This is a genomic window from Campylobacter sp. BCW_6461 (genome assembly GCF_001762735.1).
Lineage (GTDB): Bacteria > Campylobacterota > Campylobacteria > Campylobacterales > Campylobacteraceae > Campylobacter_D > Campylobacter_D jejuni.
Genome location: NZ_MJXJ01000012.1, coordinates 1 through 24485 on the forward strand (window position 1 = coordinate 1; position 24485 = coordinate 24485).

General features: G+C 29.1%; 29 protein-coding genes, 1 tRNA gene and 1 pseudogene. 5 read left to right on the plus strand and 26 right to left on the minus strand.

Features of this window, described 5'->3' with window-relative positions:
• Both AJ882_RS02275 and AJ882_RS02280 read left to right on the plus strand, forming a co-directional pair.
• Window positions 1–1073, plus strand: a 1073-nt coding sequence (locus AJ882_RS02275) for a methyl-accepting chemotaxis protein (RefSeq protein ID WP_070279650.1), incomplete at its 5' end; no start/stop codon positions are given.
• Window positions 1074–1207: 134 nt separating this feature from the next.
• Complete coding sequence (locus tag AJ882_RS02280; RefSeq protein ID WP_011049598.1) at window positions 1208–2989, plus strand: PhoX family protein; 1782 nt, start codon at window positions 1208–1210, stop codon at window positions 2987–2989.
• Between the two features lie 37 nt (window positions 2990–3026).
• Here the strand turns inward: AJ882_RS02280 and trxB are convergent, their stop codons facing one another.
• The 19 genes from trxB to mqnP form a co-directional block, all read right to left on the minus strand.
• On the minus strand, window positions 3027–3965 hold the full coding sequence (gene trxB / locus AJ882_RS02285; RefSeq protein ID WP_002859362.1) for a thioredoxin-disulfide reductase: 939 nt from the start codon (window positions 3963–3965) through the stop codon (window positions 3027–3029).
• Window positions 3966–4098: 133 nt separating this feature from the next.
• Window positions 4099–4413 carry a thioredoxin gene (gene trxA / locus AJ882_RS02290; protein WP_002778629.1) on the minus strand — a complete coding sequence of 105 codons (315 nt, stop codon included), beginning with the start codon at window positions 4411–4413 and terminating at the stop codon, window positions 4099–4101.
• A 56-nt stretch (window positions 4414–4469) separates the two neighbouring features.
• On the minus strand, window positions 4470–4808 hold the full coding sequence (locus tag AJ882_RS02295) for a YraN family protein (RefSeq protein ID WP_002851874.1): 339 nt from the start codon (window positions 4806–4808) through the stop codon (window positions 4470–4472).
• Window positions 4808–6055, minus strand: coding sequence for a homoserine dehydrogenase (locus tag AJ882_RS02300; protein ID WP_002851705.1), 1248 nt, complete (start codon window positions 6053–6055; stop codon window positions 4808–4810). Before AJ882_RS02300 ends, AJ882_RS02295 begins: the two co-directional genes overlap by 1 nt.
• A gap of 3 nt (window positions 6056–6058) precedes the next feature.
• A complete protein-coding gene (locus AJ882_RS02305; RefSeq protein ID WP_011049599.1) occupies window positions 6059–7261 on the minus strand; it encodes an LL-diaminopimelate aminotransferase in 1203 nt (400 codons plus the stop codon).
• Between the two features lie 11 nt (window positions 7262–7272).
• Window positions 7273–8079, minus strand: coding sequence for a hypothetical protein (locus AJ882_RS02310; RefSeq protein ID WP_002876178.1), 807 nt, complete (start codon window positions 8077–8079; stop codon window positions 7273–7275).
• Window positions 8073–9011 (minus strand): membrane protein, encoded by a 939-nt coding sequence (locus AJ882_RS02315; protein ID WP_011049600.1) that lies wholly within the window; start codon window positions 9009–9011, stop codon window positions 8073–8075. The genes AJ882_RS02310 and AJ882_RS02315 overlap by 7 nt, the downstream gene beginning before the upstream one ends.
• Window positions 9004–9687 (minus strand): 23S rRNA (guanosine(2251)-2'-O)-methyltransferase RlmB, encoded by a 684-nt coding sequence (gene rlmB, locus AJ882_RS02320; RefSeq protein ID WP_002854186.1) that lies wholly within the window; start codon window positions 9685–9687, stop codon window positions 9004–9006. The genes AJ882_RS02315 and rlmB overlap by 8 nt, the downstream gene beginning before the upstream one ends.
• 13 nt (window positions 9688–9700) lie before the next feature.
• Complete coding sequence (rsmI, locus tag AJ882_RS02325; protein ID WP_002869759.1) at window positions 9701–10525, minus strand: 16S rRNA (cytidine(1402)-2'-O)-methyltransferase; 825 nt, start codon at window positions 10523–10525, stop codon at window positions 9701–9703.
• Between the two features lie 2 nt (window positions 10526–10527).
• Window positions 10528–10728 (minus strand): 50S ribosomal protein L31, encoded by a 201-nt coding sequence (rpmE, locus tag AJ882_RS02330; RefSeq protein WP_002851603.1) that lies wholly within the window; start codon window positions 10726–10728, stop codon window positions 10528–10530.
• 78 nt (window positions 10729–10806) lie between these two features.
• Entirely contained in the window at window positions 10807–11463 is a 657-nt protein-coding gene (locus AJ882_RS02335) for a 16S rRNA (uracil(1498)-N(3))-methyltransferase (RefSeq protein ID WP_002851903.1), read from the minus strand.
• 1 nt (window position 11464) lies between these two features.
• Entirely contained in the window at window positions 11465–11872 is a 408-nt protein-coding gene (locus tag AJ882_RS02340; protein ID WP_002851635.1) for a membrane protein, read from the minus strand.
• Window positions 11872–12297 carry a c-type cytochrome gene (locus AJ882_RS02345; RefSeq protein WP_011049601.1) on the minus strand — a complete coding sequence of 142 codons (426 nt, stop codon included), beginning with the start codon at window positions 12295–12297 and terminating at the stop codon, window positions 11872–11874. Before AJ882_RS02345 ends, AJ882_RS02340 begins: the two co-directional genes overlap by 1 nt.
• Window positions 12297–12878: a 6-pyruvoyl trahydropterin synthase family protein gene (locus AJ882_RS02350; RefSeq protein WP_070279652.1), complete on the minus strand. Its 582-nt coding sequence runs from the start codon at window positions 12876–12878 to the stop codon at window positions 12297–12299. The genes AJ882_RS02345 and AJ882_RS02350 overlap by 1 nt, the downstream gene beginning before the upstream one ends.
• On the minus strand, window positions 12875–13618 hold the full coding sequence (locus AJ882_RS02355) for a 7-carboxy-7-deazaguanine synthase QueE (RefSeq protein ID WP_002909594.1): 744 nt from the start codon (window positions 13616–13618) through the stop codon (window positions 12875–12877). The genes AJ882_RS02350 and AJ882_RS02355 overlap by 4 nt, the downstream gene beginning before the upstream one ends.
• Before the next feature lie 2 nt (window positions 13619–13620).
• Window positions 13621–14583 (minus strand): GTP 3',8-cyclase MoaA, encoded by a 963-nt coding sequence (gene moaA / locus AJ882_RS02360; protein ID WP_011049602.1) that lies wholly within the window; start codon window positions 14581–14583, stop codon window positions 13621–13623.
• A 12-nt stretch (window positions 14584–14595) separates the two neighbouring features.
• On the minus strand, window positions 14596–15111 hold the full coding sequence (locus AJ882_RS02365) for a DUF6115 domain-containing protein (protein WP_002851715.1): 516 nt from the start codon (window positions 15109–15111) through the stop codon (window positions 14596–14598).
• Window positions 15108–15605 carry a hypothetical protein gene (locus AJ882_RS02370; RefSeq protein ID WP_002872897.1) on the minus strand — a complete coding sequence of 166 codons (498 nt, stop codon included), beginning with the start codon at window positions 15603–15605 and terminating at the stop codon, window positions 15108–15110. The genes AJ882_RS02365 and AJ882_RS02370 overlap by 4 nt, the downstream gene beginning before the upstream one ends.
• Window positions 15596–16480, minus strand: a complete 885-nt coding sequence (mqnP, locus tag AJ882_RS02375) for a menaquinone biosynthesis prenyltransferase MqnP (protein WP_002859371.1) — start codon at window positions 16478–16480, stop codon at window positions 15596–15598. Before mqnP ends, AJ882_RS02370 begins: the two co-directional genes overlap by 10 nt.
• Before the next feature lie 70 nt (window positions 16481–16550).
• Here mqnP and miaA point away from each other — a divergent pair, with 70 nt between their 5' ends.
• On the plus strand, window positions 16551–17420 hold the full coding sequence (gene miaA / locus AJ882_RS02380) for a tRNA (adenosine(37)-N6)-dimethylallyltransferase MiaA (protein WP_002851982.1): 870 nt from the start codon (window positions 16551–16553) through the stop codon (window positions 17418–17420).
• Here miaA and AJ882_RS02385 read toward each other — a convergent pair.
• Window positions 17406–17969, minus strand: coding sequence for a manganese efflux pump MntP family protein (locus tag AJ882_RS02385; RefSeq protein WP_002851996.1), 564 nt, complete (start codon window positions 17967–17969; stop codon window positions 17406–17408). The two genes, miaA and AJ882_RS02385, sit on opposite strands and share 15 nt — an antisense overlap.
• Window positions 17970–18116: 147 nt before the next feature.
• Here AJ882_RS02385 and AJ882_RS02390 point away from each other — a divergent pair.
• A tRNA-Glu gene (locus tag AJ882_RS02390) sits at window positions 18117–18191 on the plus strand.
• A 135-nt stretch (window positions 18192–18326) separates the two neighbouring features.
• Here the strand turns inward: AJ882_RS02390 and AJ882_RS02395 are convergent.
• The gene (locus tag AJ882_RS02395) at window positions 18327–18509 is read right to left on the minus strand and encodes a hypothetical protein (RefSeq protein WP_002888234.1); all 183 of its coding nucleotides are present in this window, start codon (window positions 18507–18509) and stop codon (window positions 18327–18329) included.
• Between the two features lie 263 nt (window positions 18510–18772).
• Between AJ882_RS02395 and sodB the strand changes: the two genes are divergently transcribed.
• On the plus strand, window positions 18773–19435 hold the full coding sequence (gene sodB, locus AJ882_RS02400) for a superoxide dismutase [Fe] (RefSeq protein WP_002851662.1): 663 nt from the start codon (window positions 18773–18775) through the stop codon (window positions 19433–19435).
• Window positions 19436–19462: 27 nt separating this feature from the next.
• Here the strand turns inward: sodB and AJ882_RS02405 are convergent, their stop codons facing one another.
• The 5 genes and pseudogenes from AJ882_RS02405 to AJ882_RS02425 all read right to left on the minus strand — a co-directional run bounded on the left by AJ882_RS02405 (window position 19463) and on the right by AJ882_RS02425 (window position 24349).
• A complete protein-coding gene (locus AJ882_RS02405) occupies window positions 19463–20668 on the minus strand; it encodes a saccharopine dehydrogenase family protein (protein ID WP_011049603.1) in 1206 nt (401 codons plus the stop codon).
• Window positions 20669–20709: 41 nt separating this feature from the next.
• Window positions 20710–21618: an ABC transporter ATP-binding protein gene (locus tag AJ882_RS02410; protein WP_010891842.1), complete on the minus strand. Its 909-nt coding sequence runs from the start codon at window positions 21616–21618 to the stop codon at window positions 20710–20712.
• Window positions 21602–23218, minus strand: coding sequence for an ABC transporter permease (locus tag AJ882_RS02415; RefSeq protein WP_014517168.1), 1617 nt, complete (start codon window positions 23216–23218; stop codon window positions 21602–21604). Before AJ882_RS02415 ends, AJ882_RS02410 begins: the two co-directional genes overlap by 17 nt.
• Entirely contained in the window at window positions 23218–24222 is a 1005-nt protein-coding gene (locus AJ882_RS02420) for a Fe(3+) ABC transporter substrate-binding protein (RefSeq protein WP_070279654.1), read from the minus strand. The genes AJ882_RS02415 and AJ882_RS02420 overlap by 1 nt, the downstream gene beginning before the upstream one ends.
• Window positions 24219–24349 (minus strand): annotated as a pseudogene (locus AJ882_RS02425) (hypothetical protein). The gene AJ882_RS02420 and the pseudogene AJ882_RS02425 overlap by 4 nt, the downstream one beginning before the upstream one ends.
• Window positions 24350–24485: the final 136 nt, after the last annotated feature.

The following is a 24485-nucleotide window of genomic DNA, read 5'->3' on the forward strand; positions in this document are numbered from 1 at the left end:
TCATCCTCCTTTATTTCATCGTATCAAAATACCTCTCCCCACTTGCAGCTATCCAAACAGGTTTAACTTCATTCTTTGATTTTATCAACTATAAAACAAAAAATGTTTCTACTATAGAAGTAAAAAGCAATGATGAATTTGGACAAATCTCAAATGCTATCAATGAAAACATTCTTGCTACTAAAAGAGGCTTAGAACAAGACAATCAAGCCGTTAAAGAATCAGTTCAAACCGTATCAGTTGTAGAAGGTGGTAATTTAACAGCAAGAATTACTGCTAATCCAAGAAACCCACAACTTATTGAACTTAAAAATGTTCTAAATAAACTTCTTGATGTTTTACAAGCTAGAGTAGGTTCTGATATGAATGCTATTCATAAAATTTTTGAAGAATACAAAAGCTTAGACTTTAGAAATAAATTAGAAAATGCTAGCGGTAGTGTAGAATTAACTACTAATGCTTTAGGTGATGAAATAGTTAAAATGCTAAAACAAAGTTCAGACTTTGCTAATGCTTTAGCTAATGAAAGTGGAAAATTACAAACTGCTGTTCAAAGCTTAACCACTTCTTCAAATTCTCAAGCTCAATCTTTAGAAGAAACTGCAGCAGCTTTAGAAGAGATCACTTCTTCTATGCAAAATGTTTCAGTTAAAACTAGTGATGTTATCACTCAATCTGAAGAGATTAAAAATGTTACAGGTATTATAGGTGATATTGCAGATCAAATCAATCTTTTAGCTTTAAATGCAGCTATTGAAGCAGCTCGTGCTGGAGAACATGGTAGAGGCTTTGCAGTGGTAGCTGATGAAGTTAGAAAGTTAGCTGAAAGAACTCAAAAGTCTTTATCAGAAATTGAAGCTAATACTAATTTACTTGTTCAATCTATCAATGATATGGCAGAAAGTATTAAAGAACAAACTGCAGGTATCACTCAAATCAATGATAGCGTAGCTCAAATTGATCAAACTACTAAAGATAATGTTGAAATTGCTAATGAATCAGCTATTATTTCTAGTACAGTAAGTGATATAGCTAATAATATCTTAGAAGATGTTAAGAAGAAAAGGTTTTAATTAATCATTTATACCTAGTAAAAAACTAGGTATAAATTTTTCCTTCAATTTAAATTTTTCATCAAAGTTTCTAAAAAGTTTCCAAATATTTTTATACTTCCATTGTTTTAAATTTCAATATGGGGTAAAAACAAATGGAAAGAAGATTGTTTTTAAAAGGTTCAGCTTTAGGTTCTATGGTGGCTTTTTTTGCAAGTTCAAATTTAAGTGCTGTTATGCTTAAGGATAAGGATTTGTTAGGTTTTAAAGCTGTTAGTGCAAGCACACAAGATAAAGTTATAGTACCGCAAGGTTATGAAGCAAAGGTTTTAATTTCTTGGGGTGATCCACTTTTTAGTAAAGCAAAACCTTATGATGAAAATAAAATCATCGATATGAATGCAATTAAAAATGCTCATTTGGTTTTTGGAGATAACGATGATGGTATGAGTTTTTTTCCACTTTCAAAAAACAGAGGAATTTTAGCTGTTAATAATGAATATATAAATCCTGAAATCATGTTTAATCATCATGGTAAAAATTTAAGCAAAGAAGATATTTTATATGAGCAAGCCAGTGTGGGTGTGAGTATCTTAGAAATCGAAAAAAAGGGTGATGATTGGACTATGGTTTTAGACTCTAAGTATAACCGCAGAATCGATGCAAACACTAAAATGCAAGTAAGTGGAGCAGCTAAAAAAGAAGTTTTAAAAAATGAAAAATTTGTTCATGGAACTTTTGCAAATTGTGCAAATGGACAAACACCTTGGGGAACTTATATCACCTGTGAAGAAAATTTTGACGATTTTTTTGGAAGTTCAGATGAAAATCTAGAATTTAATGACTCTCTTAAACGCTATGGATTTAACAAAACTAGTCTTTATGGATGGGAAAAATTTGATGAAAGATTTGATTTAGCTAAAAATATCGATGAAGCCAATCGTTTTGGCTGGATAGTGGAAATCAATCCTTTTGATGCAAAAAGCACACCTGTTAAAAGAACTTCTTTAGGGCGTTTTAAACATGAAAATGCAGAAATTATCGTAGAAAAAGATGGTTCTGTTATAGTTTATATGGGTGATGATGAGATGAATGAATTTATTTATAAATTTGTTAGCAAACATAAATACAAAAAAGGTGCTGATACAAGTAAAATTTTAGATGAAGGTATTTTGTATGTAGGACAGTTTAACGGCAATGTGGGAGATTTTAAAGGACAGGGAAAATGGATAGCTTTAGAATATGGCAAAAACAGCCTAAATGAAAAAAATGGTTTTAAGTCTCAAGCTCAAGTACTCATCAATACGCGTCTTGCTGCAAGTATTGTAGGTGCAACTCCTATGGATAGATGTGAATGGATAGCAAGCCATAAACAAAGTGGTTCTAAAGAAGTATTTGCAACACTAACGAACAACAAAAATCGCCAAGAACCTAATGCAGCAAATCCAAGGACTAAAAATGTTTATGGACAAATTTTAAAATGGATGCCAAAAAATTCTCATAAAGACGATGATTTTACTTGGGAAATTTTTGCTCTTGCTGGAAATCCTGATAACCAACAAGGCTTATATAAAGGCTCAAATAATATTACAAGTGAAAATAAATTCAATTCTCCTGATGGACTTAAATTTGATAGAGATGGAAGACTTTGGATACAAACAGATGGATCTTATTCTAATAAAGATGAATACGAAGGCATGGGAAATAACTGCATGCTAGCAGCAAATCCAAAAACAGGGGAAATCAGACGCTTTTTAACAGGACCTATTGCTTGTGAATTAACAGGGATTGCTTTTAGTGAGGATTATACTACAATGTTTGTAGGCATACAACATCCAGGAGAAGGTTTGAAAGGTAGTACTTTTCCTTATGGAAAAACGCCAAGATCAAGTGTAATGATGATAAGAAAACTTGATGGTGGAGTGATAGGAAGCTAAATAAAAATAAAGTTGCTTTTAGCAACTTTATAAAATCTTAATGCAAGCTTTCTATATAAGCCATAGCACTTAATGCAGCTACAGCTCCATCACCTGCAGCACAAATAACTTGCTTAGGCGCATCTTTTCTAAGGTCCCCTGCGGCAAAAAGTCCAGCAACGCTAGTTTGCATTTTAAGATCAACACTTACTTGCCCACCTTCTTCCATATTGCATAAAAACTTACCATCGTCTTGTTTTAAAATTTCATTTCTTACATTAAGACCAACAAAAGTAAAAATTCCTGGAACATTTAAATCTCTAATACTACCATCTTTTAATTTTACTTTTACCCCAGTAACACCCATTTTATCACCATATACTTCATCTACACTTGCGCTAGTAATGAGTTCTATTTTTTCGTTTTTCTTAACTTTTTCTACTGTAGATGGAGCTGCTCTAAACTCATCTCTGCGGTGGATAAGATAAACCTTAGAACAAATATTTGCTAGATATAAAGCTTCTTCTAAAGCCGTATCTCCACCACCTAAAACTGCAACTTCTTTATTTTTATAAAAAAATCCATCACAAGTTGCACAAGTGCTTACACCTTTTCCAAAAAATTTATCTTCGCCCTTAAAACCTGCTTTTTTTGGAGCTGAGCCTGTACAAACTATCACAGCTTTAGCAAGTTCTGTTTTACCACCTTCTAATTTGATGGTAAAACTTCCATCACTATTTTTTAAAATTTGTTCTACTCCAACCATTTCATGTTTTAAACCAAAACGCATACATTGTTCATTCCAAGGAGTCATAAAAGAAATTCCATCCATAACTTGGGCTACACCTGGATAATTTTCTATTTCAGAACTTGAGGTAATTTGTCCACCAGGCATACCTTTTTCAAACATTACTACATTCTTAAGACCACCTCTAGTTGCATAAAGTCCAGCACTAAGTCCAGCAGGACCTCCACCTATGATTGCTACATCTAACATTTATATTTCCTTTATATTGAATTTTATTATTAATAATGATATAAAAATTATTCTTAATAGTAGTTAATAAAAATTATTATTTAGTATAAATTTGAAATTTTTAAGAAGAAGGCTAGTTATACTAGCCTTTAGTTTATAGTAAAGAGTTTAGTTTATCACTAATTGCTTGTTTAGATTGTGCACCAACGAGTTGATCTACAACTTCACCATTTTTAAAGAAAATAAGCGTAGGAATAGAGCGAACACCAAATTCAGCTGCTAAATCACCTTGTTCATCTGTATTTACTTTGCAAATTTTAGCTTTACCATCGAAGTCATTTGCAAGTTCATCAATAACTGGAGCAAGCATTCTACAAGGTCCGCACCATGGAGCCCAAAAATCAACTAAAGCTACACCTTCTTTTGCTTGAGCAAAATTATCACTTGTTAATTCAATATATTTTCCCATAATTTTTCCTTTCTTTAATTTTTGTCTAATTGTATTTTATTTTTTTAAATATCAGCTTAAAAACTTATATTTTCGCAAAATTGTATCACATCATTTTTAATGCAAATCAGATCAATCTGAAAATCCGATGAAATTCCATTTTTAAGATGATAAAATTCTATAGTTTTTAAAATTTTTTCAAGTTTTTTTCTATCCAAACGCTCGGAAACTTCATAATCATTTTGAGTAAATTTAACCTCTATAAAATGTAAAATTTCATCTTTTTTGGCTATTATATCGATTTCTCCAAATTTAGAATGGAAATTTCTTTTTAAAATTTCAAAGCCTTGTTTTTTTAAAAATTTACAAGCCTTATCTTCCCCTAAAATTCCATCTAAATAAGCTTTTACACCCATTATTCTATACGCATCATAAAAGGCTTGGTTTTTATAAAATCTTGTTTGCGTAAAATTTCAAGCAAATTTTGTATGCTTTTTTCATAAGTTAAATGTGTAGTAAAAAACAAAGTGCTGTAATTTTCATCATTTTTTTTAGGTTTTTGTAAAAAACTATCGATAGAAATATTATTTTCACTCATCAATTGTGTGATTTTAGATAAAATCCCTATTTTATCTTCAACTTTCACCCTTAAATAATATTTTGTATAAATTTCATCTTTGCTTAAAAGCTTGTATTCTAAAGTATTCACAAAACCAAGCATTGGTGCTTTTACCTGATCTCTTGCTATATCCATAAGATCTGAAATCACAGCACTTGCAGTGGCCTCTCCTCCTGCTCCTGCTCCATAATACAAACTTTCACCCAACAAATCTCCATTAATGCTTATAGCATTCATCACTCCATCAACTTTTGCAAGCATTTTTTCTTTATCTATCATAGTAGGATGCACCCTTAATTCTACTTTATTTTCACGCACCTTAGCTATACCTAAAAGTTTTATGGTAAATTCAAACTCATTAGCAAAATACATATCTTCAGGTGCAATTTCACTAATACCCTCGATCAAAATATCTTCAGGTTTAGCTTTAAGATTATAAGCGATACTTGATAAAACAAGCAGTTTATGTGCTGCATCTTGCCCTTCTATGTCAAAAGTTGGATCAGCCTCTGCATAACCTAAATTTTGAGCTATTTGCAAAGCTTGTTTAAAACTCATATTTTTTTGACTCATAGAACTTAAAATATAATTACTCGTACCATTTAAAATCCCTTTTATAGCCAAAATATTATTTGCACTTAAACCTTCTTTTAAAACCTTGATAATAGGAATTCCTCCAGCCACACTTGCTTCATAACCAAAAGCTAAATTTTTAGCCAAATTTTCAAGTTCATAACGATGATAAGCAAGCATAGCTTTATTTGCAGTAACAACAGCTTTTTTCTTTTTTAAAATTTCACTCACTATTTTAAAAGCTTCATCCACCCCACCCATTAATTCTACAAAAACATCTACATCAGCATTTAAAATTTCTGCAACGCTATGAGTAATTGGAATTAAAGCATTTTTTTTAGGACTTCTAGCAAGAGCGATCACAGGAGTTATGCTTTGCCCACATCTTGCACGAATGAGTTTATCATTTTCTAAAAGAAATTTAACCACCGCACTTCCAACAGTGCCATAACCAAGAATCGCTACTTTCATAACTTACTCTTTTAAATATTTTTTGATATTACGTGCAGCTTGGCGTATGCGATTTTCATTTTCAATTAAAGCAATTCTTACATACTCATCACCTGCTTCGCCAAAACCTACCCCAGGACTTACTGCAACACTAGCACGCTGTAAAAGTTGCTTTGAAAATTCTAAACTTTTTAAATGTCTTTTGCTTTCAGGGAGTTTTGCCCAAACAAACATACTTGCTCTTGGTTTTTGAAGTTTCCAGCCTGCATTTTCAAAAGCTTCAAGTAAAATGTGCATTCTTTTATCATAAGTTGCACGGATTTCATCTACACAAGTTTGATCTCCATCTAAAGCTATGGTAGCTCCTACTTGAATAGGTGTGTACATACCATAATCAAACCAAGATTTTATTTTTTTAAGCGCACTGACTAAGCGTTTATTTCCTACTACAAAACCCACGCGCCAGCCTGCCATATTGTAAGATTTTGAAAGAGTGTAAGTTTCTACCGCTATATCTTTTGCGCCTTCAATTTCCAAAATAGAAGGAGTTTTATAGTCATCATAAGTTAAATCTGCATAAGCAATATCTGAAATAATATAAAATCTTTCTTTTTTTGCCGTTGCTATCAATCTTTCATAAAAACTTTTCTCACAAGTTACTGTTGTTGGATTATGCGGGAAATTAACAACGACATATTTTGGACGCGGGATGCTTTCATTTAAAGTTTTATGTAAATTTTCAAAAAATTGATTTTCATCAAGCTCAAATTTTTCATTATAAGCTAAAGGCATTTTTGCTACATTACCTCCTGCTATAATAAAAGCTTGAGTATGTATAGGATAAGCAGGAGTTGGCACAATAGCAACATCTCCAGGATTTATAATCGCTCTTGCAAGATTTACAAAACCCTCTTTTGAACCCATAGTAGCTACAACTTCATTTTCAGGATCTAGGTTGACATTATATTTTCTTTTATACCAATTACAAATTGCTAAGCGAAGTTTATAAATCCCCATGGATGTAGAATATCCCGAGGTTTTATCTTTGTTAGCACTTTCACAAAGTTTATCTATAATGTGTTGTGGAGTTTTACCATCGGGATTTCCCATTGAAAAGTCGATGATATCCTCTCCAGCACGTCTTGCTGCCATTTTTATCGCATTTACTTCTGCGAAAACATAATTTGGAAGTCTTTCTATGGTATTAAAACGGATTTCATCAAACATTTCTTAATCCTTTATTTTTTAAGTGTGATTTTTAAACCCCTGCGTATATTATCTAAACTATACATATCGCTTACAATAGCATATATAGCACCATTTGGAATAAGTTCTGAAAAATGATTATTTTTATTTTCGCTTTTTACTGCTTTAATTAGATTCAGATTTTTATCTAAAAAGAAGATTTTAGGAAACCAATTGTCTAAATCATTTGCATCAATAATCAAATTTGTAGCATTTTTTAAATCAAACACATAGTCTTTAAGGGGTTTTTCTAATGATTTTGGAGTATTTAAATTAACATTTGTATTGGTTTTTAATACAGCATTGGAAAAATTTAAATCATATTCATAGTCATATGCTCCAATGCGCTTAATATTATCTATATAGACAGAATTTTCTTTTAAGAGATTGTAAAGCGTTCCAGGATCTAAAACATATTGAGATTCTACTTGTATGGTATAGTCAATATTTCCTTCTCTTAAAATCAAATCTGTAGGGATAAAATATATATATCCAGCATCTGTTAAAACATCGGATAAAATTTTAAAAAACATAACTTCATCAGCTTTTGCTTTAAAATTTAGTTTTAGACTTTGAGGATTTGATAGTGTTAAGGCAATTAAAGAATTGGTTTTTAATATTTGAGATATTTTTGCAATATCACAATTTCCATTATTATCTATGTAAGAATTATTTGAGAATAATAATTCTAGTTGAGAATTTTTACTAGGATTGTTTACTAAATTTTTTGCTAATTCAAGACTTGAGATTGCAAAAGATATATTAACCCAAAAAGTAAGAATAATAATTTTTTTTACCATTCTTTACCTTTATTTAATTTTACAAATTCAGCAGCTGAAATACTTGTAATTTTTCCATCTTTAATCAAGAAACGTTTTGAAATTCCTACAGGAAATTTTTGTTCTTTATTTTCTTGATCAAACATTGTTAAAGCTGCAGCCCCTGTTAAAATTAACTGATCTTTATCTAAAGAAATATTAAAATCTTTTTCTTTAACAAAGCTTGTTTTTTTAAGGCTTTTTAAATCTATCAAACCTATCCAAATCTTGGTAGAGGTTTTAAAATGTGCTTCTTTTAAAGAATCAGTTTTTAGTGTATTTGTGTCTTCTTGGATTTGGGTATTTTTTTCTTCATCGAGTAGAGTTGTGTTATTTTCACTGATATTATTTTCTATGCTTATGTTTTTATCATTTTCTTGTAATGAGGTGTTTTGGCTTGGTAAAACGCTCTCTGTTTGATTTGTTTCTTGTGCTTTATTGTTGTCTATAACAACAACATTGTTTCCACCTAAAGATTTTAAATTTTCTTGTGCTTGTCCTATTATGTCTATAACTGTTGCACTAGTATTATTTTGTTCATCTTTGAAAAAAGTTTTAAGTGTATCAAAATAATAAATTCCACTTCCTATAATCACTAAAACAATAAGAACAATCAAAAAAGGCCAAGTGTTAAAGGATTTTTGACTATAAGCATCTAGTTTTGGGGTTATCATTTTTGATTTTGTTTGTGGAGTAGGATTGTTTTCGTTAAGATAAGCTTCATACTCTTCGTTAAAATCACTAAAGTCGAGTTCGTATTCTCTGCTTAAAATTTTAACAAAACCTTTAACATTAAAACGACTTAAAACAGCAAAATTCTTTTCTACTAAAGCTTCAAGAAAATCAAGTTCAATTTGCGTTTTTGCTGCAACTTCTTTTAAATTTAATTCTTGTATTTTTTTCCAATTAAGCATTTAACATCCTATCACAAAGTATTGCAAAAGCAGCGCTGACATTAAGACTATCAAAATTATTTTTCATCGCAATGCCCACACATTCATCGCACTTTTTTATAATTTTAGAGCTTAAACCAAAACCCTCACTACCCAAAACTAAAACTTTTTTACCATTGCTTATTTTTACACTGTGAATTTCTTTTCCCGAGCCATCGCTCGCATAAAAATAAAAACCTACTTGTTTTAGTTCGTTTATTACACTTAAAGCATCGTTGCTTATTGCAATAGGTAAATCAAGAGCCGCTCCGCTGCTTGTGCGAATTACTCCTTCCATGGCTAATTTTTCACCAATAAAAATTAAAGCCCCAACCCCTAAAGCATAAGCTGTACGCGTGATAGCCCCTATATTTCCTACATCGCTAATTCCATAAAGCATAACAATAAAATCATTTTTTTTGATCTCATTTAAATTCGCAAAAGAACTTTCTTTAATATCTAGCAAAAAACCTTGATGATTTCCACCTTTCGCATAAGCTTGAGCAGTTTTAAAATCAAGTTTTTTGATTTTAAAACCAGATTTTGCGATTTTGGAAAAAGTAATTTTATCACATTCTTTTGCTAAATAAAGCTCATTGATACAGTCTTTATGATATTCTAAAATATAAAAAAATATTTGCTTCCCATAAACTATCATATTAAAATTTTACCTAATCTTGACTTAAAAGCAGTTTTTGATAAATTTCTTTTGCATTTTTTCCATTGATCTTTGATAATAATTTTGCTTTTGCTTTTAAAGACAGCTCTAAATCCATAATATCTTTTTCACAAAGAGTATTTTGCAAAAAATTTTGCTCTTTTGATTGCAGTACTACAACCCATTCACCGTTTAAATTAGACTTTTTTAAAATTTCAGAAAGCTCTTTAGCATTGCCTTTAAATTTTTTTTCAAATTTTTTACTGATTTCTTTAATCAAAAAAATTTCTCTTTGGCTGTCTAGAATCATAATCTGTTCTACTAAAGATAAAATACGCTTGGGGGATTCGTAAATAATACTTGGATAAGGAAAGTTTAAAATTTTTTCTATATCTTTTTGTCTTTCTTTGCCTTTATTTGCTAAAAAACCAATAAAGATAAATTCTTTTTGACAAAATGCTGAGCTTACAAGAGCAACTAAGGCTGCATTTGCACCTGGTAAAATTTCATAGGTGATATTATTTTCTTGTGCAAATTCTACCAAAGCCTTGCCAGGATCACTAATCCCTGGCATTCCTGCATCGCTTAAATAAGCTACATTTTTTTCAAATATCTTTAAATCAATACTTGCTAAAACTTCTTTTTCATTATGGGAGTGTAAGGCTATAAATTTAGAAATATGTATATCAGTGTGAAATTTGGTATTTAATAACGAAATCAAAGACTTACTTACTCTTGTATCTTCGCAAAACACAAGATCGCAAGTCTTTAAAAGTTCTAAGGCTCTAAAAGAAATATCGCTTAAATTTCCTATGGGAGTAGGAATAAAATAAAGCATAATTATTGCATTGCGTATTTTTTCTTAAATTTCTCTACACGACCTGCAGCATCTACAATTTTTTCACTGCCTGTAAAAAAAGGATGGCAATTTGAACAAATATCTACTCTTAATTCTGCTTTGTTTGACTTTGTTGTAAAAGTATTTCCACAAGCACAACTTACTTTGCATTCTACATATTCTGGGTGAATTTCTTTTTTCATTAGTTTTCCTTAAAAATTAAAACAATAAGCCGTGATTATAAATTATTTAACATAAAAAAGAGATTAATTTAAGAAAAGTTAAAGCAAAATTTTTGAAGCTATAGCTATAATAGCTGTTTGACTTTTTAGAATATTAGAGCTTTTAAGAGAGATTTTCCGGTTAAACAATAATCTCTCATCATTGTTAAATCCACCTTCAGGACCTATAAAATATAATTCTTTTTCATCGAAATGACTTTGTTGTTCTCCTTGAAAATCAACCATAATTGCATTTGGAAATTTTTGAACAAATTCTTGAGTGCTTTGGTGGATAATTAAATCCATTTTAGTATTTCTACCGCATTGTTCACAAGAAGAAATAATGATTTTTTCAAATCTTTCTAAATCGATTTTAAAATTTCTTTGTGAAAAATTTGTAAAAACCAAATGTAACTTTTTTACTCCAAGTTCATTTAAGAAAGGTAGAGTTTTTTCTAAAATTTTAATATCTATAATGGCTAAGGCTAAGTTTAATTCACTTTGTTTTATATTTTGTGATTTTTTGTTTAAAAATTTTAAAGTGCAAGAATTTCTTGTTAAATTTGTGATTGTATAGTTGTAAAGAAAATTATCTTGTAAATTTCTAAGATTTAGCTCCGAATTTTCCTTTACTCTTCTTACTTTTAAATGGTTAAAGTTTTCACCTTGAAGTTGTATAAACTCTTCTCCAGCTTGCTTGTTATACAAAAATTGCATTTTATAGATATCTTTCTATTAAAAAAGGCAAAAACAATAAAAAAATTTCAAAAGGTAAAATCAAACAACTAATCCATCTAAAAGTGGCATATTTTCTAAATCTTCTTGCTTTTTTAAAACAAACAAAGTGAAAAATTGCTAAGGCAAAAATTAAGATCCAAGAAAAAATCATTACCCAGATATTGACATTCATTTGAAATTGTTTCATTGCTGATAACAAACAACCTGTAAAAATAATCAAAGCTAAAAATAAATAATAAATTGGTAAAAATAATCGTATTCTGCGAATAAAAATGAATTCGGTTTTAAAATTTCCTTGTGTTAGTATAAGATAAAAAAGCATTAAAAAACCGCTCGCATAAAGACTATAAAGATGTAAAGCTAAAAAGAATTCGTAACTTTGATCCATTATTTTCCTTTGTTTATAAAATCAGCTAAATTTTGAATTTGTTCATCACTTAAAAAACTATGGTTTTTATCTTTTATCGTTTTTATTTTTTGTATAAAAATTTTATTGCTCAAGGTTTTAATGGCCGTGCTGTTTTTAGGTTTTAATTCCCCTTTTTCTCCATGACAAGTGGCGCATTTTTGTTTATATAAAGAGTTGATAATACTAGGATTGACTTCATGTTCATCATCTAAACTTTGTGCTTCATCATCTACAGGTAAAGGCAGGTTGGAGTCACTTAATTCTGTTTTTTCATCGTTTTGTTCTATTTGGACTACTTCTTGATCTGTATTTTGAGTCTTAGAAATATTTTTTTCATCATTAGAACAGGCAGATAAAACTAATAAAAAAAAACTTAAGGCAATTAAAATTTTAGCTTTTTGCATTAAATCTCCTTTGGATTTATAAAAATTTCTTCATTTTTTAATTTGTTATAAAAATCTATATCATTCCATTCTGCTTTAATGCCATTGGAAAATTCTATGTCTTGAAGTGAAATTTTTGGCATTAGCTCACTATAGGCATCTTCTCTAAAACCTTGTGCATAGCCTGTTCTTGTTTCATGAACAATGATGCTTTGTAAAGTCACTCCTTGTTCTCCATTTACCATTTTTGTTTGTTTTAATAAAGCATCTATAAGTATGAAAAATACACGACAAAAATTTTCAGCACTTACATTAACAGGCAGGCAAATCCAACGACTTGAATATTTTTTCATTTCTTCTAAATATTTTGCGTCATCATATTTAAAAAGAGTGATAGCATGATCAAAACTATCAATAATTTGGCATATATAGGTTTTTAAAAGTCCAAAATCATAGACCATTCCAGCATTATCTAAATATTTGCTTTCAAGTAAAACTTCAACTTTGTAAGAATGTCCATGAATGCTACTTTTGCAACGCTTAGAAGAACAAAATCTAACAATGTGTGCGTTTTCAAATTCAAATAATTTTCTTATAATCATACACCCTCTTTATCGTTCCAAAGACGAATATGAATTCTATCAGAATAATTATAACCATTCTTAATACAAAATTCAGCAATTTTTTGAGCATTTTTTTTAAGGTTTTGCTCATTTTCACCCATAGGCATACAAAAAATTTGATTTGGAGCTTCTTTTAGAATTTCATTGATTTCTAAAAATGAATTATCAAGAGTATTGGCATCTAAAACAAATTTATAAAAACTATCTTTTGCGTAATTTTTAAATGCTTTTAAAGCTTTAAAATTTAATCGTTTATCTTTTTTTATCCCACTATTTTGGAGTTTAACGCTTAAAGCAAAAATACATTCTTTGTAAAAAGGATATCTATCAAAATTAATTTCTATGCTTCCATTGCTTTCAAAGTGTATTTCGAATTTATTTTTTAATAACATTTGGATAAATTCTATAAATTCAGGATTTTCATAATGGATTAATGGCTCTCCACCTGTGATAACAACTATAGGATCAAAGTCTTTTTTTAATTTTATCACTCTTTTTAAAAGTTCATTAGCATTTAAAGTTTCATAACTTTCTTTAAAATCTTTTGTGAAAACAGCTCTTATCGTGTCACATCCAATGAGAGTTTTATCGTTTTTTGATATTTTTACATTAAAACCTAAACAGTTGAAATTGCAACCAGCAAAACGCATAAAAATAGCTAATTTTCCATTATATTTGCCTTCTCCTTGAATGCTTAAGAAACTTTCAACAAGTTGCAAAATTAACCTCCAGTTTGATAAAAAGCACGAGATGAGGTTTCATTATCAACAACACTCCATTTATTTTTTTCTGGTTTATTTCTTAATACTTCTTGTAATATTTCTACAGCGGCTTTAATATCACCTTTTCGAACCGCTTCTTTTATGCTTAATGCTTCATCAAAATAAAGGCAAGGTATTAACAAGCCTTCAGCACTTAAGCGTATGCGATTGCAAGAATCGCAAAATTCATGGCTATGAGGATCTATAATTCCAAATTCATAATCATCTGCCTTGTAAATACTCACAGGTGCTTTTTCATCTTTTTTTATAAGTTGAATTTGATATTTTTGACTCAAAATTTGTATAATTTCATCTCTTTTTAATCCTTGTAATTTACCATAAGCATGAGTATTTTCCATAAATTCTATAAAGCGAATTTGAGCTTTTTTTGATTTTGCAAATTCCAAAAGAGATATCAGTTCATCATCGTTTAAATTTTTAAGAGCTACAGTATTAAGTTTTACTTTCAAATCTAGATTTAAAGCTTCATCAATTCCAGATAAAACACTATCTAATACATCTTTTTGCGCAAGAGTTTTTGCTTTTTTGTGATCTAGGGTATCAAGTGAAATATTAAGTCGTTTAAGTCCAGCATTTTTTAGGTCTTTAGCAAAGTCTTTTAGTAAAAATCCATTTGTAGTTATAGCAAGGTCAATATCGCTTTTATAATCGCTAATCATTTTTATAAAAATACTTAAATCTTTTCTTAATAAAGGTTCTCCACCTGTTATACGGATTTTTTCAATTCCTTCGTCCATAGCTGCTTTAACAAATAAAAAAAGTTCTTCGAAGCTTAATAAATTTTCTTTTGGCTGATAATCGAAAGGAATTTTTGGCATACAATAAAGGCAGCGAAAGTTACATCTTTGTGTAACTGAAATTCTAAGATAATTTATCTTTCTACCGAATTGATCTATAAGCATTTATTTTCCATTCTATTTTATTAATTTCTTAAATTTTAAGACAAGTTCTACATTTCCAGTGCCAATGCGTAAATCTTTAGCGATTTGTTCTATGCTTTTTCCTTCTTTGAAAAGATTTTCTATTTTTTGTTCTTCTGTATCGTAATTTGGCGTAAGTTTAGCCATGCTTTGTGCTTTTTGTTCTAAATTTAAAAGACGATTTTGTTGTTCATTTTGAAAATCTTCTATGATATGTTCCATAGTTTTTAGTGTTCTTAAAACAGGAGTGATTTTTGAACTGATTTGTTTATCAAGTTCAATCATAATTTCTTCTTTTAAAAGAGAGGTTTTATAGTCTTCATCCTCTTCGCTATCATCTTTAACTCCTAATTCTTTACGAAAATAATGAAGTTCTTTGGTAATATCTTCTATCACATTTTGAAGTTTTGCTATTTTTGCATTATTTTCTCTTTCTTTGATATTCATATAGGCTAGCATTGCAATTAAAAGCACAATTATAAAAACTAAATAAAGTACATCATCACTCATTCTTGGCCTTTCTTATTTCTTATCATATTTCTTTGAATTTCAACAACAAAAGCATCAAAAGCCATTTTGTCTTCAGGCTTAATTTTGATAATTTTTGCCAATGTTTGACTTTGAGCTTTGATAAAAATAGCTATTTTTTGATTATTTAAATCAAATCTTAAATAATATTCTTTATCTTCTTCTAAAATAGTATCCAAAAAATTTAGATATTCAAAATTCAAAGATTCTACTACCCCTTTTTGCTTAAGTGGTATAAGTTCTTTATTTTTATCTAAAGAATTTTCAAGCCTTAAAATATCTTCTTTTAGACTTAAAAGAAGATCAAAAATAATTTTTTCACCCTCGTCAAAATCAATGCGTAAAGCAAGTTTTTTCCATTTTAAAATTTGAGAAATTGCTCCAAGTTTTAGGTATTCTCCAAGAAAACGGTTATTTTCTATTTCACAACATTCTAAATGAGCTTCAAATCCTGCTTTAAAAAGTGCTAATTCCATAATAAATCAATCCAAATAAAAATAAAAAAGATAATACTTAAATAACCATTTAGAGTAAAAAATGCTCTATCAATATGAGCAAAATTCTTGTGAACAATTTTATGTTCCAAGGCTAAAATAATACCGCTTATAATTACCCCAATAAGTGCTATTTTTCCAAGTGCTACACCCCAAACTTCCCACACAAAAAGAAGCCAAAATAATACCGCTAAAATATGGCAAAAAGCTGATATAAATAAAGTAGCCTTTGAACCAAATTTAGCAGGAATAGAGTGAAGTCCTATTTTTTTATCATACTCCATATCTTGTAAAGAATAAAGCAGATCAAACCCAGCTGTCCAAAAAGTTACACCTAAACATAAAATAACGCTATAAATGTGAATTTCACCCATAATTATAACACTTCCTGCAATAGGCGCAAGTCCTAAACAAAATCCTAAAACTAAATGTGCTAAAGAACTAAAGCGCTTAAAAGCTGAATAAATAGCCAATACCAAAAGCACAGGAAAAGACAAATAAAAGGCCAAGGTATTAATAAAATAAGAACATGATATAAAAATAAGTGCATTAATAATGATAAAAATCCATACGCTTTTTCTACCTATTTTTCCACTGACATTAGGGCGATTTGCACAACGAGGATTATCCTTATCTATATCTTCATCCATTAAACGATTTGTAGCCATGGCAAAATTTCTTGCACTTACCGCACAAATAATGCCTAAAATCAACGCCTTAAAACCAAACCAAGCAGTGTCATTTGCAAGTTTTGATGCTACAATCATAGAGGAAAATAAAAAAGGCAAAGCAAAAATAGAATGCTTAAATACTACAAGTTCTAAAATATCTTTAAATTTTATCCAGAATGTGTTCATTTTTCTACTTTAAAATATTTTTTGCTATGATTTTACTAAAATTTTTATAAATTTTAGGATAAATATTAAAATGTTTTTTGAAATAGCATTAATAGGAACAACTGCGAGTGGAAAAACATACATAGCCAATACTTTAGCAAGAGAATTTAATGCTGTTGTTTTAAGTCTTGATAGTCTTTGTGTTTATAAAGAGATTAATATAGCAAGTGCCAAGCCTTCACAAGATGATCTTGCGAGTATAAAATACTTTGGGGTAAATTTATTGAGCGTGAATGAACATTTTAATGTTGAGTTATTCATAAGAGAATATCAAAAAGCAAAAGAATTTGCTTTAGCTAGAAATTTACCTCTAATTATAGTAGGTGGAACTGGATTTTATTTAAAAACTATGATAGATGGTTTAAGTGAAAAAACCTTAGAGTCAAAGAGTTCTTTAAATAACGATGAAATTTATGCTCTTTTATTAAATATTGATCCAAACTATAAAATAGAAAAAAATGATACTTATAGATTAAAAAAATGGCTGGGTATTTATGAACAAACAAGAGAAATTCCTAGTGAATTTTTAAAAAGAACACAAAAAACTGGGGTGCTTAAAGATATAGAAATTTATGAGCTTGCGTGGGATAAAGAAATTTTAAAAAAACGTATTAAAACTAGAACAAAAGAAATGCTTGATAATGGACTTTTAGATGAAGCAAAAATTCTTTTTTCTAAATTTGATCATAAACTTAAAGCATTAAATTCTATAGGTTTGAAAGAGTGTAAAGAATATTTAGATGGAGAAATTTCCTTTAAAGAGCTTGAAAATTTAATCACGATACATACTACACAACTTGCCAAAAGACAAAGAACTTTTAATAAAAAATTTCAAAGTAAAGCCTTGGAATTTGATAAAGCTTTAGCTACTTTAAGAATGAAATTTTCAATCGAAAAATAAATGTTCTATTAGAATTTTTACTCCTAGTATAATTAAAACCAATCCGCCTAAAAGTTCAGCTTTATTTTTAAGATAAATTCCAAATTTATTCCCTATTTTTAGAGCAATGATACATAAAATGAAGGTGATAATACCTATTAAAAATATAGCTAATAATAAATTTACATTTAAAAATGCAAAACTCACACCAACTGCTAGTGCATCGATACTCGTAGCAATTGCTAAAGCTAGCATGGTTTTAAAGCCAAATTGATTGGCATTACTATCGCAATTTTCATTTTCCAATGACTCTTTGATCATTTTTAATCCTATTAAAGAAAGTAAAATAAAAGCTATCCAATGATCAATACTCGCAATAAAAGATGCAAAAGTTATGCCTATAAAATAACCAATAGTTGGCATCAAAGCTTGAAATCCACCAAAATAAATTCCAACAATAAGATAATGTTTTAAATGTAGTTTTTTAACACTAAAACCTTTACATAGTGATACAGCAAAAGCATCCATTCCTAAAGCACAGGATAAAAAAATAAGACTATAAAAATCCATAATAAATCCTAAAATTTTATAAAAAATTGAAGATGAAATTATAATTAAACAAAGATAAAAATCACATAATTTTGATATATTTAATTAAATTTTAAGAAATAAATATATATAATTCAATTTCATTTTTATTTTTTACTCCTTAAAAGTGGCCCATTCGTCTAGCGGTTAGGACATCGCCCTTTCACGGCGGTAACACGAGTTCGAGTCTCGTATGGGTCACCACTTTTTAATTTTTATTTTAAAATAACAATTTTTTCATTTTTTCTATTGAAATTTAATAAATATTAATAATTTATTTTGTAGAATACGAATAGCTTTTGATATAAGTCTATTATAGACTTATATCAAGGCTGGGCATTATTGAGCTGGTGTTTGCTCTTTTGTTTTTTTGTGAGTTTTAGCTTCATGTTTTTTATCAGCTTTAGCTTTTGAATGATGAGCTTTTGTATGTGTTTGATTTACATCGCTTGGAGTATCAGCTGCAAAAACATTAGCTGCGAAAGCACCTAGTAATGCTGAGATTAGTACAACTTTTTTCATATTTTCCTCCTTATGAATAATTTTTAGTTGCAAATTAATTGTAATTATTAAAAATCAACAAATAGATATTTTTGTAAAAATATTTCAAAAAAATATAATTTTTTATAATATATTTAAATTATTATTAAAATATATTATAAATGTATCTTAATTTAGGTTAAATAAATAGAAATTTTACCCACTAAGCTTTTAAGATATTTTTACTCTTTTTAATATTATTATGGTAATATTTTCAATATCAAACTAAAAATAAAGGAGAAATTATGTTTGAATTAAGAAAATTACCTTATGATACCAATGCTTTTGGTGATTTTTTGAGTGCTGAAACTTTTAGCTATCATCATGGAAAACATCACAATACTTATGTTACAAATCTAAATAATCTTATTAAAGATACTGAATTTGCAGGTAAAGATCTTGTAAGTATTATCAAAACTTCAAATGGGGGCGTATTTAATAACGCAGCTCAAGTTTATAATCATGATTTTTATTTTGATTGCATTAAGCCAAGTACAGGCTGTGGCTGTGGCGGTTCATGTCAAAGTATAGATGCTAATTTACAAGCGGCACTAGAAAAAGAATTTGGATCTTTAGAAAATTTCAAAGCTGAATTTATCAAAGGCGCTACAGGAGTTTTTGGTTCAGGATGGTTTTGGTTAGTTTATAATACTAAAAATCAAAAACTAGAATTTGTAGGTACTTCAAACGCAGCTACACCAATTACTGAAGATAAAGTTCCTTTACTTGTTGTAGATGTTTGGGAACATGCTTATTATGTAGATCATCGTAATGCACGCCCTGCTTATTTAGAAAAATTCTATGCTCATATTAACTGGGAATTTGTTGCAAAAGCTTACGAATGGGCTTTAAAAGAAGGCATGGGATCAGTTAGCTTTTATGCAAATGAACTTCACCCTGTAAAATAATTTAAAGGCATCAAAACGATGCCTTTTTTACTCTCCTAAGCTTGGAGTCATTTCGATAATCTTCCAAGGAAGTCCTTGAGAATTCAGCTCTTCCATAAAAGGCTTAGCGTCAAATTCTTCCATATTAAACACGCCTTTTCCTTGCCAAATTCCTTTAGCGATTAATTTCGTACCTATCATAGCAGGAACACCTGTAGTATAGCTCACAGCTTGCGCGCCAGTTTCTTTGTAACATTCTTCATGATTGCAAACATTATAAATATAAACTTGTTTGTCTTTTCCATCTTTTTTACCACGAATCACACAACCTATATTGGTATAACCTTTAGTGCGTGGTCCTAAACTTGCAGGATCAGGAAGCAAGGTTTTTAAAAATTCTATAGGAATGATTTCTTTACCTTGGTGTATCACAGGTTTAATCCCTAGCATTCCAACATTTTCAAGACATTTCATGTGAGTTAAATAACTTTGTCCAAAAGTCATAAAAAAGCGTATTCTTTTTAAACCTTTGATATTTTTTACCAAGCTTTCAAGTTCTTCATGATAAAGTAAATAGCTATCTTTCACTCCTACTTCTGGATAATCCCACTCCATTTTTATTTCCATAGGCTGCGTTTCTATCCACTTGCCATTTTCCCAATAACGCCCTTTAGCAGAAACCTCACGCAGATTGATTTCAGGGTTAAAATTCGTCGCAAAAGCATAGCCATGATCACCTGCATTGCAATCTAAAATATCTATATAAGAAATTTCATCAAATAAATTTTGCTGTGCATAAGCACAAAAAACATTAGTTACACCAGGATCAAATCCACTTCCTAAAAGTCCTAAAATTCCTGCTTGTTTAAACTCATCATTTCTCACCCATTGCTCTTTGTATTCAAATTTAGCTAAATCAGGATGTTCATAATTTGCCGTATCTATATAATCAATCCCTGCTTTTATACAAGCATCCATTAAACTCAAATCTTGATAAGGCAAAGCAACATTGAGTAAAATTTGCGCTCCTGTTTTCTTGATAAGTTCTACAACCGCATTGCTATCATCAGCATCAATTTGCGCTGTTTCAATTTGAACCCCTAAACGCTCTTTGATAAAAGTAGCGATTTCATCACATTTGCTTTTTGTTCTACTAGCTAAAGTGATTTTGCTAAAAGTATCAGAATTTATTGCGCATTTTACAGTAGCCACACGACTTACTCCACCTGCGCCTATGATTAAAAGATTTTTCATTCCTATCCTTCAAAAATTTTTTTGATTTTATCAAATTTAAACTAAAAATTGATAATATCAAAACTTATTTTCTCTTCTAAATCATAACTTGAGCTCACCAAAATAAAAAAAATTATATTTTTATAAAGTAATTTTAGCCTACAAAAAGCCCCTAAAAATTCTTTTTGTAAAATTTTAGCCTCAAAGCGATTTCCTATTTTAAGCTCTGCATAACCAAAAATATAATTTTTTGAAGCTATCCAAGCAAAAAATTCATCTTCTAAATCAAGTTTTTCTTCTATGATATTTAAATCAGGTAAAATTTGTGCACTTTTAAAATCAGGTTTAAAATAAAGCTCTTTAGGATTTGCATGAGCTAAAATTTTTCCTTTTTCTAAAAAAGCGATTTGATCAGACATACAATAAGCATCTTCAATATCATGAGTTACCATAATAGCCGTAATGCCTTGATTTTCTATCATTTTTTTCAATTCTCTTCTTAAATCCTGTTTTAAATTTTGATCCAAATTAGAAAAAGGTTCATCTAAAAGCAAAAGCTTACATCCTCTTGCCATAGCTCTAGCAAAAGCCACTCTTTGCGCTTGTCCTCCTGAAATTTCATCGATTTTTTTATATCTTAAATCTTCAATTTCAAAAGTTTTAAGCAAATGATTTAAAATTTGATTTTTATCTTTTTTATCATAAAGTGCAAAAAGTATGTTTTTCTCAACATTTAAATGAGGAAATAAAGCATAATTTTGAAACATCAAAGCCACTTCACCTTTGCAAGAAAACAAATCATAAGAACTAGCTTGTTCAAGCTTAGCAATAATCCTTAAAAGCGTGCTTTTTCCGCTTCCACTACCTCCTAAAATGCTTAAAAATTCTCCTTCTTTGACATGAAGATTGATATTTTCTAAAGCTTGTATTTTTCCAAAATTTTTAGATAAATTTTTAATTTCTAACATCATCTTTCCTTGTGATTTTATCCATCCAAACAACAACCATTAAAGAAAGAAAAACGATAAACAAGGAAGGCAAAGCTGCATCATAAATTCTTTCATCACTTGCAAACCAGAAAGCTTTAACACTTAAAGTTTCAAAGCCAAAAGGTGCTAAAATTCTACTTAAAGGAAGTTCTTTAATCGTATCAATAAAAACAATAATAAAAGCTAAAAATAAAAAATGTTTCATTAAAGGTGTGTGAATTTTAAAAAATAAAATAAAATAACTCGTTCTTAAATTTAAACTTGCTTCATCAATATTTAGATGAATTTTATTATATCCTCCTTCTAAAGAATAAATTGCACTCGCTAAAAAACGAATTATATAAGCAAAAACAAGAACAAGTAAAGAATTTCCCAATAAACTCATGTGAAAAAATTTATCCAAAAATACAAAAAGCACTATAATGCTAATCCCTAAAGCAGCAGCAGGTATAGAATAACCCAAAGAACTTATTTTTAAAATAAATAAATTAAAAAAATGATTTTTAACTATCCTAGAGCTAAACATCAAAAAATAAGCTAAAAAAGTGGTAATTAAAGCAGTGATTAAAGCTAAGATTATAGTTTGAAAACTGATAATATAAAATTGCGATTCAAAAAGCTTATGATCTTTTAGCCCCCAATAAACTAGCCAAATAAAAGGTAAAATAAAACCTACAAAAGCAATCATAAAACAATAAATACAGGATAGAATTTGTTTAATAGGATTTAATTTTCTTTTTTTGATAAAAAGAGCTAAATTTTGATTAAAACTATAATGATGTTTATTTTTATAATAATAATCCACATACATAATCAAAAATACAAAAAGCATTAAAATACCCGATAAAACACTAGAAGAATAAGAATCATTCAAATCATACCAGAGTTTAAAAATTCCAGCCGAAAAAGTATCCACTCCCAAATAAGCACTTGCACCATAATCACTCAAAGTTTCCATTAAAACCAATAAAGCTCCAGAAAAAATGGCAGGTCTTGCACTCAAAAGTGCCACGCGTGTAAAAATTCTAAATTCAGAATATTTTATGATTTTAGCTACTTCATAAGCCTCTTTAGCTTCACTTTTAAAAGCTGTTTTAGCAAATAAATAAATATAAGGATATAAAGAAATAGCCAAAACAAAAATAACACCATAATGATTGAAAAAATCTATCCTAAAGCCAAAATTTTCGTGAAAAAATCCTTGAAAATCCATAATTCCCACATAAACAAAGGCTAAAATATAAGCAGGTATGGCTAAGGGTAAAATGAGTAATTTTTCTAAAATTTTACAGAAATAAAAATCATAATTTGCGATCAAATAAGCAGAACTCACACCCAAAATCAAGCTTAAACACAATACTCCCATGCTAATTATAAAAGTATCTTTGATGAATTTTAAAAATAAATAATCAAAAAAATGACTCAAATTTTCTTTAATAGATGAAAATTGGGTTAAATCACTTGTATTAAAATTTTGAAATAAAATATAAAAAAGTTCAGCAAAAATACCAAAAATAGGTAAAGCAAGAAAAAGGGCAAGTAAAATTGCCCCGAGTTTATAGTATTTTAAGGTTTTATACATTATCTAAAACCGACTTCATCGTAAATTTTAACCGCTTCTTTAATATTTTCTGCTATCTTACTCACAGGGATTTGATCTTCTTTGAAAGTTCCAAAATCTTTTACCGTTTGGCTTAATTCTACATCATTTCTTATAGGAAATTCATAATTACTATCAGTAAGAATTTTTTGAATTTCAGGACTTAACATAAATTCCATAAATTTTTTAGCCGCATCTTGATTTTTACTTGATTTTGTCATAGCAATACCGCTAATGTTAATATGCGTTCCTCTATTGTCTTGATTAGGAAAAATAATACCCAAAGAATTCCCCACTTCTACATCTTTTGGATTTTTAGAATTCTTTAAAAGCCCTATATAATAAGTATTCATAACTGCAAATTTAGCTTCGCCTGCAAATACTTGTCTGGCTTGATCTCTATCTCCACCCTTTGGATTTGTCGCAAGATTTTCAAGCACACCTTTAGCCCATGCTTTAGCCTTTTTATTTCCATCATTAGCTATAATAGATGCTAAAAGAGTTTTGCTATAAGGAGCTGTAGCACTTCTCATAACAATTTCTCCTTTAAATTCAGCTTTTGCTAAATCTTCATAATTTTTCATTTTGCTAATATCGATATTTGCGTTTTTGTTGTAAGCAATAATTCTTGCTCTTTTTGTAATCGCAAACCACTCTTTATCCTTATCTCTTAAATGAGCAGGTATAAATTCTTCTAAATATTTTGATGAAACAGGGAATAAAAGTCCTAAATTTTTAGCTTCTGTAAGATTTGAAATATCAGCTGCGATGAAAATATCAGCAGGGGAATTACTTCCTTCAAGAGAAAGTCTTTTAATAAGTTCTGAAGCTTTAGCTTGAGTATGATTGACCTTAATACCTGTTTTTTCTTCGAATTTTTTTATGATTTCAAAATCAGCATTATAATGTCTTGCTGAGTAAATATTAAGCTCACTAGCACCTAAAAATGAAAAAGCCGTTAAAAACATAAGAAAGATTTTTTTCATATTTTATCCTTTATTGAGAATTATACTCGGTTTTATTAAGATCTTTAAAATCGGTATGAGAATGTTCAGAGCAAGCAAAAGCAAAGCCAAAGCATAGTAAAAATAAAATTATTTTTTTCATAGGCATTAATTCCTTTTTATATATTTTGATAAGAAATATTAATATTAAAAAGTAAATATAAAGTAACTTAATAATTTTATAACTGATAAATATTTTCATTTTATTATAATAAATTTTGATAATAATTATAAATAATTAAATT